Source organism: Streptomyces azureus, assembly GCF_001270025.1.
Classification (GTDB): Bacteria; Actinomycetota; Actinomycetes; order Streptomycetales; family Streptomycetaceae; genus Streptomyces; species Streptomyces azureus.
In genome coordinates this window covers 1-13,463 of sequence record NZ_DF968299.1, presented here as the reverse complement: position 1 = coordinate 13,463, position 13,463 = coordinate 1, and the positions used below count along the sequence as shown (strand labels likewise).

Here is a 13,463-nt window from a genome sequence, read left to right as displayed (position 1 = left end):
GCCGACTACCCCTTTGCGGCTTCCCGCTACCGCCCCCGTGGGGTCCTGAGACGCTCTGACGGCCAGCCACCGCGAGGCGCATCATCAGCCCATCAGGCGTTCCACCAGCAGGAATCCGCCGATGGCGATCATCAACGCGCCGGAGACACGCGTGACCGCCCGGGCCGCGGCGGGCCTGGTCCTCAGGACGGTGCGGGCCAGGACTCCGACGGCGAGGTAGACGACGGCGCAGGCGGTCATGTGCAGCGTGCCGAGCAGGCCGGTCTGCGTGGCGACCGGCCAGCCGCCCGCGGGGTCGATGAACTGCGGGAACAGCGAAAAGTACAGCAGCAGCGCCTTCGGGTTCAGTCCGCTGATCCCGGCTCCCCTGAGCATGATCCGCAAGCGGGAGGAGTCCGCCTCGTCCTCGGAGGCCGTCAGGACGGCAGGCTGCCTCAGCACGCCGCAGCCGAGCCACACCAGGTAGCCGGCCCCGGCCAGGGTCAGCGCGGTGAGCAGGGTCGCCGAATTCGCCACGATCACCACCAGGCCCGCGACCGCGAGCAGGGTGTATCCGGCGTATCCGGCCACCAGCCCGGCGACCGCGGGGACGACCGACCGGCCCTTGACGCCCGCCGTGATCGCATAGGCCCAGTCCGCGCCGGGGGTGAACACCAGCAGCAGATCCACTGCCAGGAATGCCGCCAGCGTCGTCGTGTCCATCGATCGGTCCCTCTCACGTGCCTTGTCGCGAGAGGAAGGCTAGGTCGGATCAGCCCGAAAGTGTTCCTTTCTTTACTCCTTGATCGCGGCATCCGGGGCAGAATCTCCTCCATGGATGCCCTGGACCGGAAAATTCTTACCGAGCTACAGCTGGACGGCCGTCTCACGGTCACCGAGCTGGCCGCCCGAGTGAAACTGAGCGTCTCGCCCTGCCACCGACGTCTGCGTGACCTCGAACGCGAGGGCGCGATCCGCGGCTACCGGGCCGTCGTGGACCCGGCCGCCGTGGGCCTCAACTTCGAGGCGCTCGTCTTCGTCACCCTGCGCTGGGAGGACGCCGACACCGTCTCCGCGTTCGAAGAAGGTGTGGCCGCCGTCCCGCACGTGCTCCAGGCGCAGCGCCTGTTCGGCGACCCCGACTACCTCCTGCGTGTCGCCACCACCGACCTGGCCGCCTTCCAGCAGCTCTACGACCAGCAGCTCGCCCGACTGCCCGGCGTCCAGCGCCTGAACTCCACCCTCGTCATGAAACACGTCGTGGACGACCGGCCCCTGCCCGAGTGAGCAGAGCCGACCGCCTCTCGATCAGCCGCCCAGGCCACCGGCGAACGGCATCGTCCGCCACTGTTCGACGGCCGGCTGCAACGCGTCCACGAGCATGGGCAGTTGGGGCGCGAGCGCGAGGCACGCCACCGCGCGGGACATGCCCACGGCGTTGACGACGCGCAGGACCCCCTCGTCCAGCGGCCGCAGACCCCGGCGTTCCGCGGCCGCGTTGTAGGCGGCCTCGCATTCGGGGCCGAGAGCCGCCAGGTCCCACTCGACCGGTCCGAACGTGGTCAGCTCGAAGTCGGAGTACCGCTCGCCGTCCTTGGCGGAGACGATGTTGGCCGCGGGGGAGTCACCGTGGATCGGCTGGAACTCGATGCCCGGGAACGCCGCCTCGAACTCCGCGCGTGAGCTGATGACGGGTTCCAGGACGTCCCACTCGCGCCGCGCGCGGTCGAGGTCGGCCGGGTCCAGCAGGTCGGGCCGCCCTTCGAGCGCGGCAAGTCCCTCGGAGACGAACCGCGGTTCGGCCGCCGACAGGAACGGCAGCTCACCCGGGTACGAGCGCAGCGCGGCGTGCAGGTCGGCGACCAGACCGGCGTTGTGCACGTAGTCGGGCTCGATGCTCTGGTCCAGCTCGACGAACTGCCAGAACGTCATCGAGAAACCGTCCCGCTGCACGGGCTCGCGCGGCACCAGCGGACTCGGCGGAATCACCGGGTGTCCCTGTTCCGCCAGCCACGCCACCACATCGAGCTCCAGCCGCTGCCGCGCCGCCTGGAACTCGGGGCCGGAGTACGACGGCAGGACGGTCGGCACCCGCACCACCACGGGCGACGGAGCGAGGTGCACCACGACGGAGAACACGTCGTAGATCACCCTGGCGTCGGTCACCGTGAGCCCCAGATCACGACCCGCGGCGACGGCCGCGGCGAAGGCGCGGGACTTACGGGCGTCGATCTGATCAGGCGTCAAAAACCCTTCCATGCGGCGATGGTGTCACGCCGGTCACGGGCGGTGCGACCGATTGACGATCTCCGATCGACTGCTCTTGTGCGCTCCCGGTCAAGAACCGGTGCGCTCCCCGGCAACCGGCCGCACGGCTCCGGGCCTAACGTTGCCAGGTCCCCTCACCAGCCACCCGGAAAACGAGGAAGCAACACATGCCGTACATCACCGTGGGCCAGGAGAACTCCACCGCCGTAGACCTGTACTACGAGGACCACGGATCCGGTCAGCCGGTCGTCCTCATCCACGGGTTTCCGCTCGACGGCCACTCCTGGGAGCGGCAGAGCGCCGTGCTGCTCGACGCCGGCTACCGCGTGATCACCTACGACCGGCGCGGCTTCGGGCAGTCCGCCCAGCCGACGACCGGCTACGACTACGACACCTTCGCCGCCGACCTGAACACCGTGATGGAGACCCTCGACCTGCGGGACGCCGTCCTCGTCGGCTTCTCGATGGGCACCGGCGAGGTCGCCCGGTACGTGTCCCGGTACGGCTCCGGCCGGGTCGCGAAGGTCGCCTTCCTCGCCTCGCTGGAGCCCTGCCTGCTCAAGTCCGACGACAACCCGCAGGGGGTCGCCCCGAAGGAGTTCTTCGACGGGATCGTCGCGGCCGTCAAGGCCGATCGCTACGCGTACTACACGGAGTTCTACAAGGACTTCTACAACCTCGACGAGAACCTCGGCACCCGGATCAGCGAGGGGGCCGTCCGCAACAGCTGGAACGTCGCCGCGGGCGGCGGCTTCTTCGCGGCGGCCGCCGCGCCGTCGACCTGGTACACCGACTTCCGGGCCGACATCCCGGCGATCGACGTGCCGGCTCTGATCCTGCACGGCACGGGCGACCGCATCCTCCCCGTGGAAGGCACCGCCAGGCCGTTCCACAAGGCTCTCCCGGCCGCCGACTACGTCGAGATCGAGGGCGCCCCGCACGGACTGCTCTGGACCCACACGGAGGAGGTCAACTCGGCGCTGCTCGCCTTCCTGGAGAAGTGATCCGTCGCGGGAACGCTCCGGCAGACCGGCTCGTTGGACATGAGTTCGCCCACGTCACCGACCATGGGAGCATCGTGCCCGACGCCACGCCCGACACGTCCACCGCCCTCCCCGCACTCCCGGCCCTGAGCGCGCAGGCCGAGCGGCTGATCGAACTGGGGGTGCACGAGATCGCCGGGCTGTCCGCCGACGAGATCCGTACGTTCGCCGCCGAGAGCGACGGCGAGGGCGCCCTGCTGGCCGTGCACCCGGACAGAGCCCCCGCCTCCGCCCTCGCGCCGCTGCTGCGCCGCGACGGCAAACCGGGCTTCGTCGTCCTCGACATGCCCGACGTCGACGAGTTCAGACCCACCGCCGTCGAACTGCCCGACACCCCGCTCTACGTCGTCACCGGCGTCGACCGCGGTGACCACATGGCCAACTGGAGCCCGGAGGAGGCACTGCCCGCCCTCACCAAGGAGGACCGCACCCCGCTGCTGCTCACCGAGGGCATCCACTGGGTGCTCCAGGAGCCGGCGGCCCTGGAGCGCAACCGCTGCTTCATGACCATCGGGTCCCGGCTGCGCAAGCCCAACGGCAGCATGGACGCCCGCACCCCGGCGATCTGGATCAGCAATGGCACCGGGCGCGACGGCCGCGAGCGCCGCGACGCCCCGAAGGTCGGCTGGTGCTGGTGGAACAACCGGCACACCTGGCTGGGCTTCGCCTCCACGACGGGGCGCAGGGCCTAGTCCCGGGCATCGGCACGGACAGCAGGGCTGTGCCCCGGGGCAACGGCGGGCCGGTACGACCGCCGCCGCTGCCCCGGGCTTGCGAGGCGAAGAACCGCAACTGCCCGACGGAAGGTCAGAACCTCGGCCGAGGGGCCTGTGCCTCGACGATCTCCGCGGCTTCGGCCTCAGTCTCGACGGACGGCGGGGAACCGGCCAGGGGCTTGTTGGCGGTCTCCTTCATGCACAGGACGGCGATGACGCCGATGACCGCGGCACCCGTGGCGTAGTAGGCCGGCATGAGGGTCGAGTCGAAGGCGCTGATCAGGGCGGTGATCACCAGGGGAGTCGTACCGCCGAAGATCGACGTGGCCAGGTTGTAGGCGACCGAGAGGGAGCCGTACCGGACGTGGGTGGGAAAGATCGCCGGGAGCGCCGCCGACATCGTGCCGAGCATCGTCACCAGGGAGAGCCCCAACAGCAGCAGTCCCAGGGCGATCAGGGCGACACTGCCCTGCCGGATGAGCAGGAAGGACGGCACGGACAGGAAGAGGAACCCCAGCATCCCCGACAACAGCAGCGGCCGGCGCCCGAAGCGGTCCGACAGCCGCCCGACCTGGTTGATGACGCACATCTGAAGCACCATCACGAGCAGCAGGATCAGCAGCCCGTGGTTGGTCTCGTAGCCCAGCTCGTCGGACAGGTACGTCGGCATGTACGACAGCAGCATGTAGTCCGTGATGTTGTACGCCGCGACCAGCGCGAGGCACAGCAGCAGCGGCCGCCAGTACCGGGTGAAGATCTTGCCGAGGTCGGCGGCGGCCGAGGTCTCCACGGCCTCGGCGGCCTCGCTCGCCTTGACCTGGCCGCCCTCCAGCTTCTGGAAGGCGGGCGTCTCGTCCAGCTTCAGCCGCAGATAGAGACCGATGAAGCCGAGCGGGGCCGCCGCCAGGAAGGGGATGCGCCAGCCCCACGAGAGCATCTGGTCGTCGCTGAGGAGGGTCTGGAGCACGACGACGAGGCCGGAGGCCCCGACGTAGCCGGCGAGCGTGCCCAGCTCCAGGAAGCTGCCGAAGAAACCACGCCGCCTGTCGGGCGCGTACTCCGCGATGAACGTCGAGGCGCCCCCGTACTCCCCGCCGGTCGAGAAGCCCTGCACCAGCCGGAAGAAGATCAGCAGGGCCGGGGCCCAGAGACCGATGACGGCGTGCGAGGGGACGACGCCGATGGCGAAGGTCCCCACTGCCATCATGATCATGGTGAGGGAGAGGATGCGCTTGCGGCCGACCTTGTCGCCGAGCGGCCCGAACACCATTCCGCCGAGAGGACGCACGAGGAAGGCCACCGCGAACGTCGCGAAGGAGCTGAGCAGTTGGGCGGTGTCGTTCCCCGAGGGGAAGAACACCTTCCCGATGGTCGAGGCGAGATAGCTGTAGATGCCGAAGTCGTACCACTCCATCGCGTTGCCGAGCGCGGCGGCCTTCGTGGCGCGCTTGACCGCCGCCTCGTCGGTCACGGTGATGTCGCTGCGGCGCAGCTTCGGATGGCGTCGTTTCTCGATCGCCCGGAACAGCACCCGGTGTCGTCTCACGGCTGCGGGGTCCACCGACTCGTCGTTGTCGGGCGCCGCCATTACGTCGTTCCTTTCGCCGATCGTCTGTGCCAACCACAACGCCTGTACAGATCTCGCACGCTCAAACGACCCCCTTCGCGCGGCACCCGGACGACTACGGACAGTAATGTCCGGGTGCGTTCGGTGAGGCCCGCGCTGCTTGCCGGGCCGTGGTGTGCCGGTGCCCGGAGGGGGAACTTGGTTCGCCGGGTGCCCACCTGGTGAGAGGAGCCCATGTGACAGCGTCAGCGGCGGGCGACCGGAACCAGGGCGCGCAGGAGGCCGGATACGAGCCGGATCCGCACCGGTGGCGGGCCCTGTGGGTCACCCTGGTGGCCGGCTTCATGAGCCTGCTGGACGTCTCGATCGTGGCGGTCGCCCTGCCCTCCGTCCAGCGCGGCCTGGACGCCTCTCCCGCGCAGGTGCAGTGGGTGGTGTCCGGATACGCCCTCACCTTCGCTCTCGCGCTCGTCACCGCCGGCCGCCTCGGAGACGCGCTGGACCGGCGCCGCATCTTCCTGCTGGCCCTCAGCGGCTTCGTGATCTTCAGCGCGGCCTGCGGGGCGGCCCCCAGCATCACGCTGCTGGTGGTGGCCCGCCTCGCCCAGGGCCTGGCGGCCGGCTTCATGGCCCCCCAGAACTCCGCGCTCATCCAGCAGATGTTCCGCGGTGCCGAACGCGGCCGCGCCTTCGGCTTCTTCGGCGCCACCGTCGGCATATCCTCCGCCGTCGGCCCTCTGGCCGGCGGGCTGATCCTCGCCCTGGCCGCCGGCGACCAGGGCTGGCGGTGGATCTTCTACGTCAACGTGCCCATCGGCATCCTCGCCGTCCTCCTCGGCCGCCGCCTGTTGCCACGCACCCGGCGGTCCGGCCGGCAGCACGTGGACCTGCCCGGCGTCGTCCTCCTCGGCCTCGGTGTCCTCGCGTTGATGTATCCGCTGGTCCAGGCGGGCTCCGGCGGGTTCGCCGGGCTGTGGTGGATGTTCCTCGCCGGTGCCGCGATCCTCCTCGGCTTCACCCGCTGGCAGCGTCGCCTCGTCGAGCGGGACACCCAGCCGCTGCTCGATCCGCGCCTGTTCACCACCGTGCGCGGCTACGCCGTCGGCGCCGGCGTCGGCACGCTCTACTTCATCGGCTTCAGCGGCGTCTGGCTGGTCTTCGCGCTCTTCTACCAGGACGGCCTGGGCTTCTCCCCACTCCGGTCCGGCCTCGCCGTGACTCCCTTCGCCCTCGGCTCGGCCTGTGCGGCCGCGATCGCCGGCCGACTGGTGGACCGGCTCGGCCGCATGCTCACCGTGGGCGGCCTCACGGCCGTGATCGCCGGGCTGGGCGGCACAGCGCTGCTGCTCCGCTTCGCGCCCCTCGACATCGCGCCCTGGGTCGCCGCGCCGGTGCTGTTCCTCGGCGGCCTCGGCAGCGGCTGTGTGATCTCACCCAACATCACCATGACGCTGCGCGACGTGCCCGCGCACATGGCGGGCGCGGCGGGCGGCGCCCTTCAGACCGGGCAGCGGCTCGGCGCCGCGGTGGGCACGGCCGCCCTGCCCGGCCTCTTCTACCTCGTGCTCGGCAGCGGCGACGACTACCGCGGCGCCCTCGCCACCGCACTGGGCGCCGGCCTCCTCGGCATGCTGGCGTCCCTGGCCCTCGCGACGTCCGACTGGAGGCGCGACCGGCGGTCCCGGCAGCGGCACGGGGGATGCCCGGAGGATGTCGCCAACAGCCCCATACACGCCCGGCAGAACTGATTCCGCGGCGCGCCCACCGGGTACGGCTCGCCCCACCGGGTACCGCGCGCCCCCTGAGTACGGAGACCGCCGACTGAGTACCGGGACCAGGATCAGCCGGCGGCCAGCACGGTCCTCCCGGCACCGGCACCGGCACCGGCGCTCGCGTGGTCGTGCGGGGCCAGCCGCAGATAGGCGGTGATCTGCTTTCCCGTGGCGCGGCGTGCCACGGCGACCCGGTCGCTGACCGTGTGCACCAGGCGCAGCCCGTGGCCGCCGACGCGGAACCGGTCACCCTGGCGCACCGTGGGCTGCTCCGCCGAGGTGTCCCACACGGTGATGGCCAGTTGTCCCCGGAACAGTCGCAGGATCAGTTCGCAGGGTCCGGGAGCATGCCGGATGGCGTTGGTGACCAGTTCGCTGACGACGAGTTCGGCGTCCACGGCCAGAGAGGCCGGAATCGTGGCGGGGGCGGTGCGCGGACCGTGGGCGAGGAAGGCGCGCAGCGCCAGACGCGCGTCGACGGCGCTTGCCGCGCCGTCGTCCCAGGCCGCGCCGAAACGCAGCGTGGCGTGCTCTTCCGCGCCCGGTCGATCTGCCGCCTGCTTCCCAAGCGGGAGGACCATACGGATGCTCTTTCGTTGTGTTCGCCCCTGCCGGGGTTGTGCTGTCGCCCTGCGTTTACCCGGGCGCGCACCACACATACCAGGACAGCCACCAGGCGTTCTCGGCATGCTGCTCCCAGCGGTGGCAGCCGCACGGGGGCTGGTTTCGACGCCACGGGGCACACGGGGATGCACACACGAGGGCATCCCCCAGTGGAAGGGCCGACAGCCGACAGGGGCGGCCGATCAGCGAGGAGGCGACGACATGGCAGGGCCGGAGCATACGGAGACCGCCGCACGGCGGTCCGTGGCCGTACTCGACACCTCGCTGACCCGAAGGCTGGACGCCATCGGAACCGGGGCCTACGTCGTCGACGAGGAGGGCCGCATCCTCGCGGCCAACACCCGCGCCCGGGCCGTACTGGCCCGGTCCACCGAGGACCTGCTCGGTCATGACGCGCACGACCTGCTGCACCGGGACGCCCACGGGCAACCGCTGCCCAGGACCCGGTGCGGAATGCGGCAGGCCTTCCACGCCGGGCGGACCGCCCAGGCCGAGGTGGACTACTTCGCACGCGGAGACGGTTCCCTGCTGCCCATCTCCTGGCTGATCACCCCGTACGACATCGGCGACGACGGACCCGGCACGCTCGTGCTCTTCCACACCGTCGAACACGCACCGGAAACCGGCCCGCAGCAGGAGCCGACGAGCAGACCGCTGCCCGAGCTGGAACGGCTGGCCCTGCTGGCCGACGCCACCACGCGGCTGACCTCCACGCTCGACGTCGACGAGGCGCTGGAACGCCTGGTGAGCCTGGTCGTGCCCCGGCTGGCGGACTGGGTGATCGTGGATCTGATCACCGAGCACGACGAAGTCTGGCGTACCGAAGTCGTCCACGCCGACGGCGGCACCCTGGTGCGCCGGGACGATCTCCAGGGCCCGATGCCGCCCGTCCCGGAGGCGTCCCCGATGCCCCTGTCCAGAGCCCTGCGCGGGGTGGCCTCCACGGTCGCTGGTCCCGGCACCTACCAGCGCGAACCGGATTCCGGCATCGCGGTCGAGCAACGCAGGCTGTTCGACATCACGGGGATGCACTCGGCGGCCATCGCTCCCATCCGCAGCACACGCGCGGTCCTCGGGGCCTTGACCCTCGGCCGGGCCGAGGACCCGGTCCCCTTCACTCCGGCCGATCTCCCCCTGGTCGAGGACATCGCACGCCGGGCCGGCCTCGCCCTGGACAACGCCCGTCTGTACCAGCGCCAGCGCAAGGTCGCCGAGACCATGCAGAACCATCTGCTGCCCCAGATGCCGGGGGTTCCGGGCCTCCAGATGACCGTCCGCTACCTGCCCGCACCCGACGCCTCACAGGTCGGCGGCGACTGGTACGACGCCTTCCCCATGTCCGACGGGTCCACCGCCCTGGCCGTCGGGGACGTCGTCGGGCACGACCTGGAGGCGGCGGCCGGCATGGCGCAGGTGCGCAACATGCTCCGCGCCTACGCCTGGTCCCAGCACGAACCTCCCAGCCGGATCGTCACACGGCTCGACGAGGCGCTCCAGCACATCACGGACGTCGACATGGCCACGATGATCTTCGCCCGGATCGACGCAGCGGACGACGACGGCCAGCGGCAGCTGTCCTGGACCAACGCGGGCCACCCGCCGCCCCTGCTGATCAGCCGCGACGGCCTGGCGCGCTACCTCACCGACGGCCACGGCATCCTCCTGGGCACCGGAGCCGGCACCCTGCGCGCCGACGCCACGACCCTGCTCCCGCCCGGATCCACCCTCGTGCTGTACACCGACGGCCTGATCGAAGCACCCGGCCACAGCCTCGACGAGGGCCTGAACCGGCTGCGCCGGCACGCCGCCGCCCTCGCCCACCGCCCTCTGTCCTCCTTCACCGACCACCTGCTGCGCCGCGTCCGCCCCGCCGGCAACGAGGACGACGTCGCCCTCCTGGCCCTGCGCACACCTGCCCCCGGGGCGCCGCCCGCCGGCCGGTGACCCCGGTGCTGAACGATCACCGCGAACAACTCGCCCACGCACTCGGCCTCGTCACCAGGAGGCTCTCGGGGTACAGACGCCGGCGGAGGAGCCCGTCCCGCTTCAGCGCCCTCGGCGACCGGTCCCGGCGGCGTGCGGGTTGTGGGCGCGTACCGCTGCCGCGGCCGCGGCGTCGCCGGCCCGGTCGCGCGCTTCGAGGCCCGCGACGACCCCCTCGATGTTGCCCTGCGGCTGGTTCTGGCTGAGCTTGAACTTGGCCTCGACACGGCTGATGACCACCTCGACGCCGACGATGCCGCGCAGTTGCCGCTCGACGAACTTCGCCGGCGCCTGGTCGACGGACCAGGGGTCGGCGCGTCCGGCTTCGTGCCGGTCGGTCAGGCGGCGTATCTGGCTCTCGATCCAGGCCGGGTCGTCGTGCACGACCAACTGCCCGTACACGTGCGCGGTGATGTAGTTCCAGGTCGGCACCACCCGGTGGTGCTCCTCCTTGGCCGGGTACCACGACGGCGTCACATAGGCCTCTGGCCCGCGGACGATCACCATGGCCTCGCCCTGCACCGGCCGGCGCCACTGGTCGTTGCCGCGCGCCATGTGGCCGATGAGGGCGCCGTGTTCGCCTGCGTCCGGGTCGTACTCGAAAGGCAGCAGGGTGGCCACGAGGCCCTCGGAGGTCATGGTGATCAGGTCGGAGGCGCCGTGTTCGGCCAGCAGGTCACGGACCGCGGCCTCGTCGGGGACGAAGTGCTTGGGGAGGTACATGGGCAGCCTTTCGCACGTACGGACAGTGGCCCTGGACAGGAAAGCTCAGGCGGTGGCCCGGGGCTCGGCCGGGCTGAGGTAGTGCACGGCGGTCCGCGCGGCATGCGGGGCGAGGAGGCCCTGCAACTCCTCCGCCGCGACCTTGAGGAGGTCGCCGTCGTGCGTGGCGCGGAGGGTCTCGAGGACGAAGGCGACGTGGGTGGAGTCCTCAGTGACGCGGGTGCGGTGGGCGTCGCGGTGGTTCCAGTGGCGGGTCAGGACGCCGGTGGCGTCCGCGTAGACGATCTCGCCGGACTTGGGGTGCTCGACGGTGTCGGGTTCGCCGAGCGGGGTGAAGGACTCGGTGCCGTCCGCGTGGCGGATGGCGACGTCCCCGGTGACGTGGGCCAGGTCGAAGGCGCCGGCGGGCAGGCCGTGGCGGACGGAGACGGTGTTGTAGGAGTCGACGGCCGGGTTGATACGCGGCATCGTCCCCTTCTTGGCGAGGCGGCGGCCGAGCGCGTCGACGCTGGGGCGGATGCGGCGGGGGTTGGTGCCGAAGGAGCGGTAGGCGGTGTGCCAGGCCTCGATGCGCGGGTCGGTCTCGTCGGCGGGCCGCCAGCTGCCGTCGGCGAGTTGCTGCTCCAGGTCCTCCACGGCCGTGGCGGTGTGGGGCCAGGTTTCGTGGCCGCGCAGGCCGGTGGCGGCGACCAGGGCGATGAGGGTGTCGGGGAAGGCGTCCGCGACGGCGGGGGTGAGGTGGAAGGCGGGCATGGCGGGTTTTCCGTTTCTCGCGTCGGGGTGGGCCTTGGTTCGGTGGTGCACAGGGCGGGGCCGCTCAGGTCAGGGCGAGCAGGCTGACCGCGACGGCGGCGGTGCCGAGGCCGACGAGTTGGCCGCGGTGGATCCGTTCGGCGAGCACGCCGCGGGCCAGCAGGACCGTACCGGCCGGGTAGAGGGCGGTGATCACGGCGACGACGGCGAGGTCTCCGCTACGGGCGGCCAGCAGGAACAGCAGGTTCGCCACGGAGTCCAGCGCACCCGCGGCTGCCGACAGGGCGTACGCGGGCCGCTCGGTGCCCAGCCTGCGGTGCATCAGTCCCGCCGCGGTCAGGGTCACGGCCGAGGAGACCGCCCGGCCGGTGATCAGCGGCGCCACCCCGCTGTCGGACGGCGCCTGGTGCAGGCAGACCAGCTGAAGGGCGATGGCGACGCCCGCGCCGAAGGCCGGCAGCAGCGCCGCGCGGGAGGGGCGCGCCGAGCCCGCGCCGTGGCCGGCGCTGACCAGCACGACCGCCACCAGCGCGAGGGGCAGTCCCACCGGCCCCGCGGCGGCCAGGTGCTCGCCCTGCGACAAACCCACACCGACGGGCAGTGCGGCCGACACCAGCGCGGTCACGGGCGACAGCACGTTCATCGGACCGATCGCCAGCGTGCGGTAGAGCAGGGCGAACGCGGCGGCGGAGGCGACGCCGGACGCGGCACCCCAGCCGAGGGCGCCGGCGCTGAACGAGCCTCCGAGCACCGGCCACAGCAACCGCTCGACCGCCAGGCTGGCCGGGGCCGCGATCATCACCGTGCGCAGCACATGAGCCTTGCGGGCGCCGAGGCCGCCGAGGAAGTCGGCGCAGCCGTAGGCGAGCGAGCTGCCCAGGGCCAGCAGCGGAGCGATCACAGTACATCCTTTACCATTCAATGGAACGACCAGACCGTACAACAGAACGACCGGCCGGTGTCAGCCAAACGACCGGACGGTGCAGTCGAATGTTCCAGCTGCAAGGATGGTGATCAGGTGGCCGAGACAGCCGCAGCCCTGCGAACGGTCGCGCACAACGTCCGGGCGGCCCGCATCCGCGCGGGCCTCACGCTGGAGGAACTCAGCCGGCGCGCCCAGGTCAGCAAGGGCGCGCTGGTGGGACTGGAGAAAGCCCAGGGCAACCCCAACCTGGCCACCCTGGTCCGGCTGGCCGACACCCTCGGCATCTCGGTTTCCGCCCTGATGCAGGGATCGCCCGTAAGTCGCGTCCGGGTCGTGTCCGCCGAGGCCGTGGCCCCCCTGTGGACGGGAGGACGGGGCGGGGAGGCCCGGCTGGTGCTGACGACGTCAGGGCCGGCGCCGGTCGAGGTCTGGCGCTGGCGGCTGGAACCGGACGAGGAGTACCCCAGCCACCCCCACCAGGCCGGAGTCGTGGAAACCGTCAGTGTCACCTCCGGCCGGATGACCCTGATCGTCGATGGCGCCGAGTACACCGTCGAAGCGGGCCAGACCGCCACGTTCGACGGCGACACCCCGCACGCCTACCGCGGCTCGGGCGCGGAGACCTGTCACCTGATCATGACGGTGCATCTACCGCCCGGCCCCGCTCCGGCGAGCTGACCCGCAGGGGCGGCCGGCCGCGCTCGCGGTCACCCCAGTAATCGGATTGCCCTATCCGGTTTCGGTGGTACGGTGGACCCGTCGAGTTCGGATAACCCTATCCGGTTCTGGAATCGGATAGGCCTATCCATCTATCGGCTGTCCGAGTTCCGCGCTGTTCCAGATCATCGCGGACACCCCGGGGGTGACCATGACTCAGCCAGGGCCGTCCGGGCACCGTGATCAACCTTCCCCGCGAGGTGGAGAGTCCCAAGGAGAAGCTGGGGGCGGAGCCCTCCGCGACTTTCCGCACCCACGTGGACGGCCCTTACTACTTCATCGACCCGGAAACCAGCCGCGTACTGGAGCAGACCAGCGAACTCGACGTCACCCCGCTGATCCGCACGACTTATCTCAAGGTGGGCTGGACCGACCGCATCGACTGACCCGGCA

Annotated in this window: 14 protein-coding genes; 7 read left to right on the top strand and 7 right to left on the bottom strand. The window is 71.1% G+C overall.

Annotated elements, in window-relative coordinates:
- Nucleotides 1–84: 84 nt before the first annotated feature.
- Nucleotides 85–702: a LysE family translocator gene (locus AOQ53_RS20125; RefSeq protein ID WP_059419213.1), complete on the bottom strand. Its 618-nt coding sequence runs from the start codon at nt 700–702 to the stop codon at nt 85–87.
- A 111-nt stretch (nt 703–813) separates the two neighbouring features.
- Here AOQ53_RS20125 and AOQ53_RS20120 point away from each other — a divergent pair, with 111 nt between their 5' ends.
- Entirely contained in the window at nt 814–1,266 is a 453-nt protein-coding gene (locus AOQ53_RS20120; RefSeq protein ID WP_059419212.1) for an Lrp/AsnC family transcriptional regulator, read from the top strand.
- Between the two features lie 21 nt (nt 1,267–1,287).
- Here AOQ53_RS20120 and AOQ53_RS20115 read toward each other — a convergent pair whose 3' ends face one another.
- Nucleotides 1,288–2,238: a phosphotransferase gene (locus AOQ53_RS20115; protein ID WP_059419210.1), complete on the bottom strand. Its 951-nt coding sequence runs from the start codon at nt 2,236–2,238 to the stop codon at nt 1,288–1,290.
- Between the two features lie 176 nt (nt 2,239–2,414).
- On the opposite strand from AOQ53_RS20115, the gene AOQ53_RS20110 reads away from it, so the two are divergent.
- Together AOQ53_RS20110 and AOQ53_RS20105 are read left to right on the top strand one after the other, a co-directional pair.
- Nucleotides 2,415–3,251: an alpha/beta fold hydrolase gene (locus AOQ53_RS20110; RefSeq protein WP_059419209.1), complete on the top strand. Its 837-nt coding sequence runs from the start codon at nt 2,415–2,417 to the stop codon at nt 3,249–3,251.
- Nucleotides 3,252–3,325: 74 nt separating this feature from the next.
- Nucleotides 3,326–3,982 (top strand): DUF5701 family protein, encoded by a 657-nt coding sequence (locus AOQ53_RS20105; protein ID WP_059419208.1) that lies wholly within the window; start codon nt 3,326–3,328, stop codon nt 3,980–3,982.
- Nucleotides 3,983–4,097: 115 nt separating this feature from the next.
- On the opposite strand, the gene proP is transcribed toward AOQ53_RS20105, so the two are convergent.
- The gene (gene proP / locus AOQ53_RS20100; protein WP_059419207.1) at nt 4,098–5,594 is read right to left on the bottom strand and encodes a glycine betaine/L-proline transporter ProP; all 1,497 of its coding nucleotides are present in this window, start codon (nt 5,592–5,594) and stop codon (nt 4,098–4,100) included.
- Nucleotides 5,595–5,809: 215 nt separating this feature from the next.
- On the opposite strand from proP, the gene AOQ53_RS20095 reads away from it, so the two are divergent.
- Nucleotides 5,810–7,321: an MFS transporter gene (locus AOQ53_RS20095; RefSeq protein ID WP_107084029.1), complete on the top strand. Its 1,512-nt coding sequence runs from the start codon at nt 5,810–5,812 to the stop codon at nt 7,319–7,321.
- A gap of 92 nt (nt 7,322–7,413) precedes the next feature.
- Here the strand turns inward: AOQ53_RS20095 and AOQ53_RS20090 are convergent, their stop codons facing one another.
- The gene (locus AOQ53_RS20090) at nt 7,414–7,926 is read right to left on the bottom strand and encodes an ATP-binding protein (protein WP_059419205.1); all 513 of its coding nucleotides are present in this window, start codon (nt 7,924–7,926) and stop codon (nt 7,414–7,416) included.
- A gap of 244 nt (nt 7,927–8,170) precedes the next feature.
- Between AOQ53_RS20090 and AOQ53_RS20085 the strand changes: the two genes are divergently transcribed.
- Nucleotides 8,171–9,913, top strand: a complete 1,743-nt coding sequence (locus AOQ53_RS20085; protein WP_059419204.1) for a SpoIIE family protein phosphatase — start codon at nt 8,171–8,173, stop codon at nt 9,911–9,913.
- 102 nt (nt 9,914–10,015) lie between these two features.
- Here AOQ53_RS20085 and AOQ53_RS20080 read toward each other — a convergent pair whose 3' ends face one another.
- From AOQ53_RS20080 to AOQ53_RS20070, 3 genes are all read right to left on the bottom strand, one after another.
- Nucleotides 10,016–10,675 (bottom strand): FMN-binding negative transcriptional regulator, encoded by a 660-nt coding sequence (locus tag AOQ53_RS20080; RefSeq protein WP_059419202.1) that lies wholly within the window; start codon nt 10,673–10,675, stop codon nt 10,016–10,018.
- Nucleotides 10,676–10,720: 45 nt separating this feature from the next.
- A complete protein-coding gene (locus AOQ53_RS20075) occupies nt 10,721–11,428 on the bottom strand; it encodes a B3/B4 domain-containing protein (RefSeq protein WP_059419201.1) in 708 nt (235 codons plus the stop codon).
- A gap of 64 nt (nt 11,429–11,492) precedes the next feature.
- Nucleotides 11,493–12,329 (bottom strand): EamA family transporter, encoded by an 837-nt coding sequence (locus tag AOQ53_RS20070; RefSeq protein ID WP_059419199.1) that lies wholly within the window; start codon nt 12,327–12,329, stop codon nt 11,493–11,495.
- A gap of 117 nt (nt 12,330–12,446) precedes the next feature.
- Here AOQ53_RS20070 and AOQ53_RS20065 point away from each other — a divergent pair, with 117 nt between their 5' ends.
- Both AOQ53_RS20065 and AOQ53_RS20060 read left to right on the top strand, forming a co-directional pair.
- Nucleotides 12,447–13,031 (top strand): helix-turn-helix domain-containing protein, encoded by a 585-nt coding sequence (locus AOQ53_RS20065; protein ID WP_059419196.1) that lies wholly within the window; start codon nt 12,447–12,449, stop codon nt 13,029–13,031.
- A 218-nt stretch (nt 13,032–13,249) separates the two neighbouring features.
- Nucleotides 13,250–13,456: a hypothetical protein gene (locus tag AOQ53_RS20060; RefSeq protein WP_059419194.1), complete on the top strand. Its 207-nt coding sequence runs from the start codon at nt 13,250–13,252 to the stop codon at nt 13,454–13,456.
- Nucleotides 13,457–13,463: the final 7 nt, after the last annotated feature.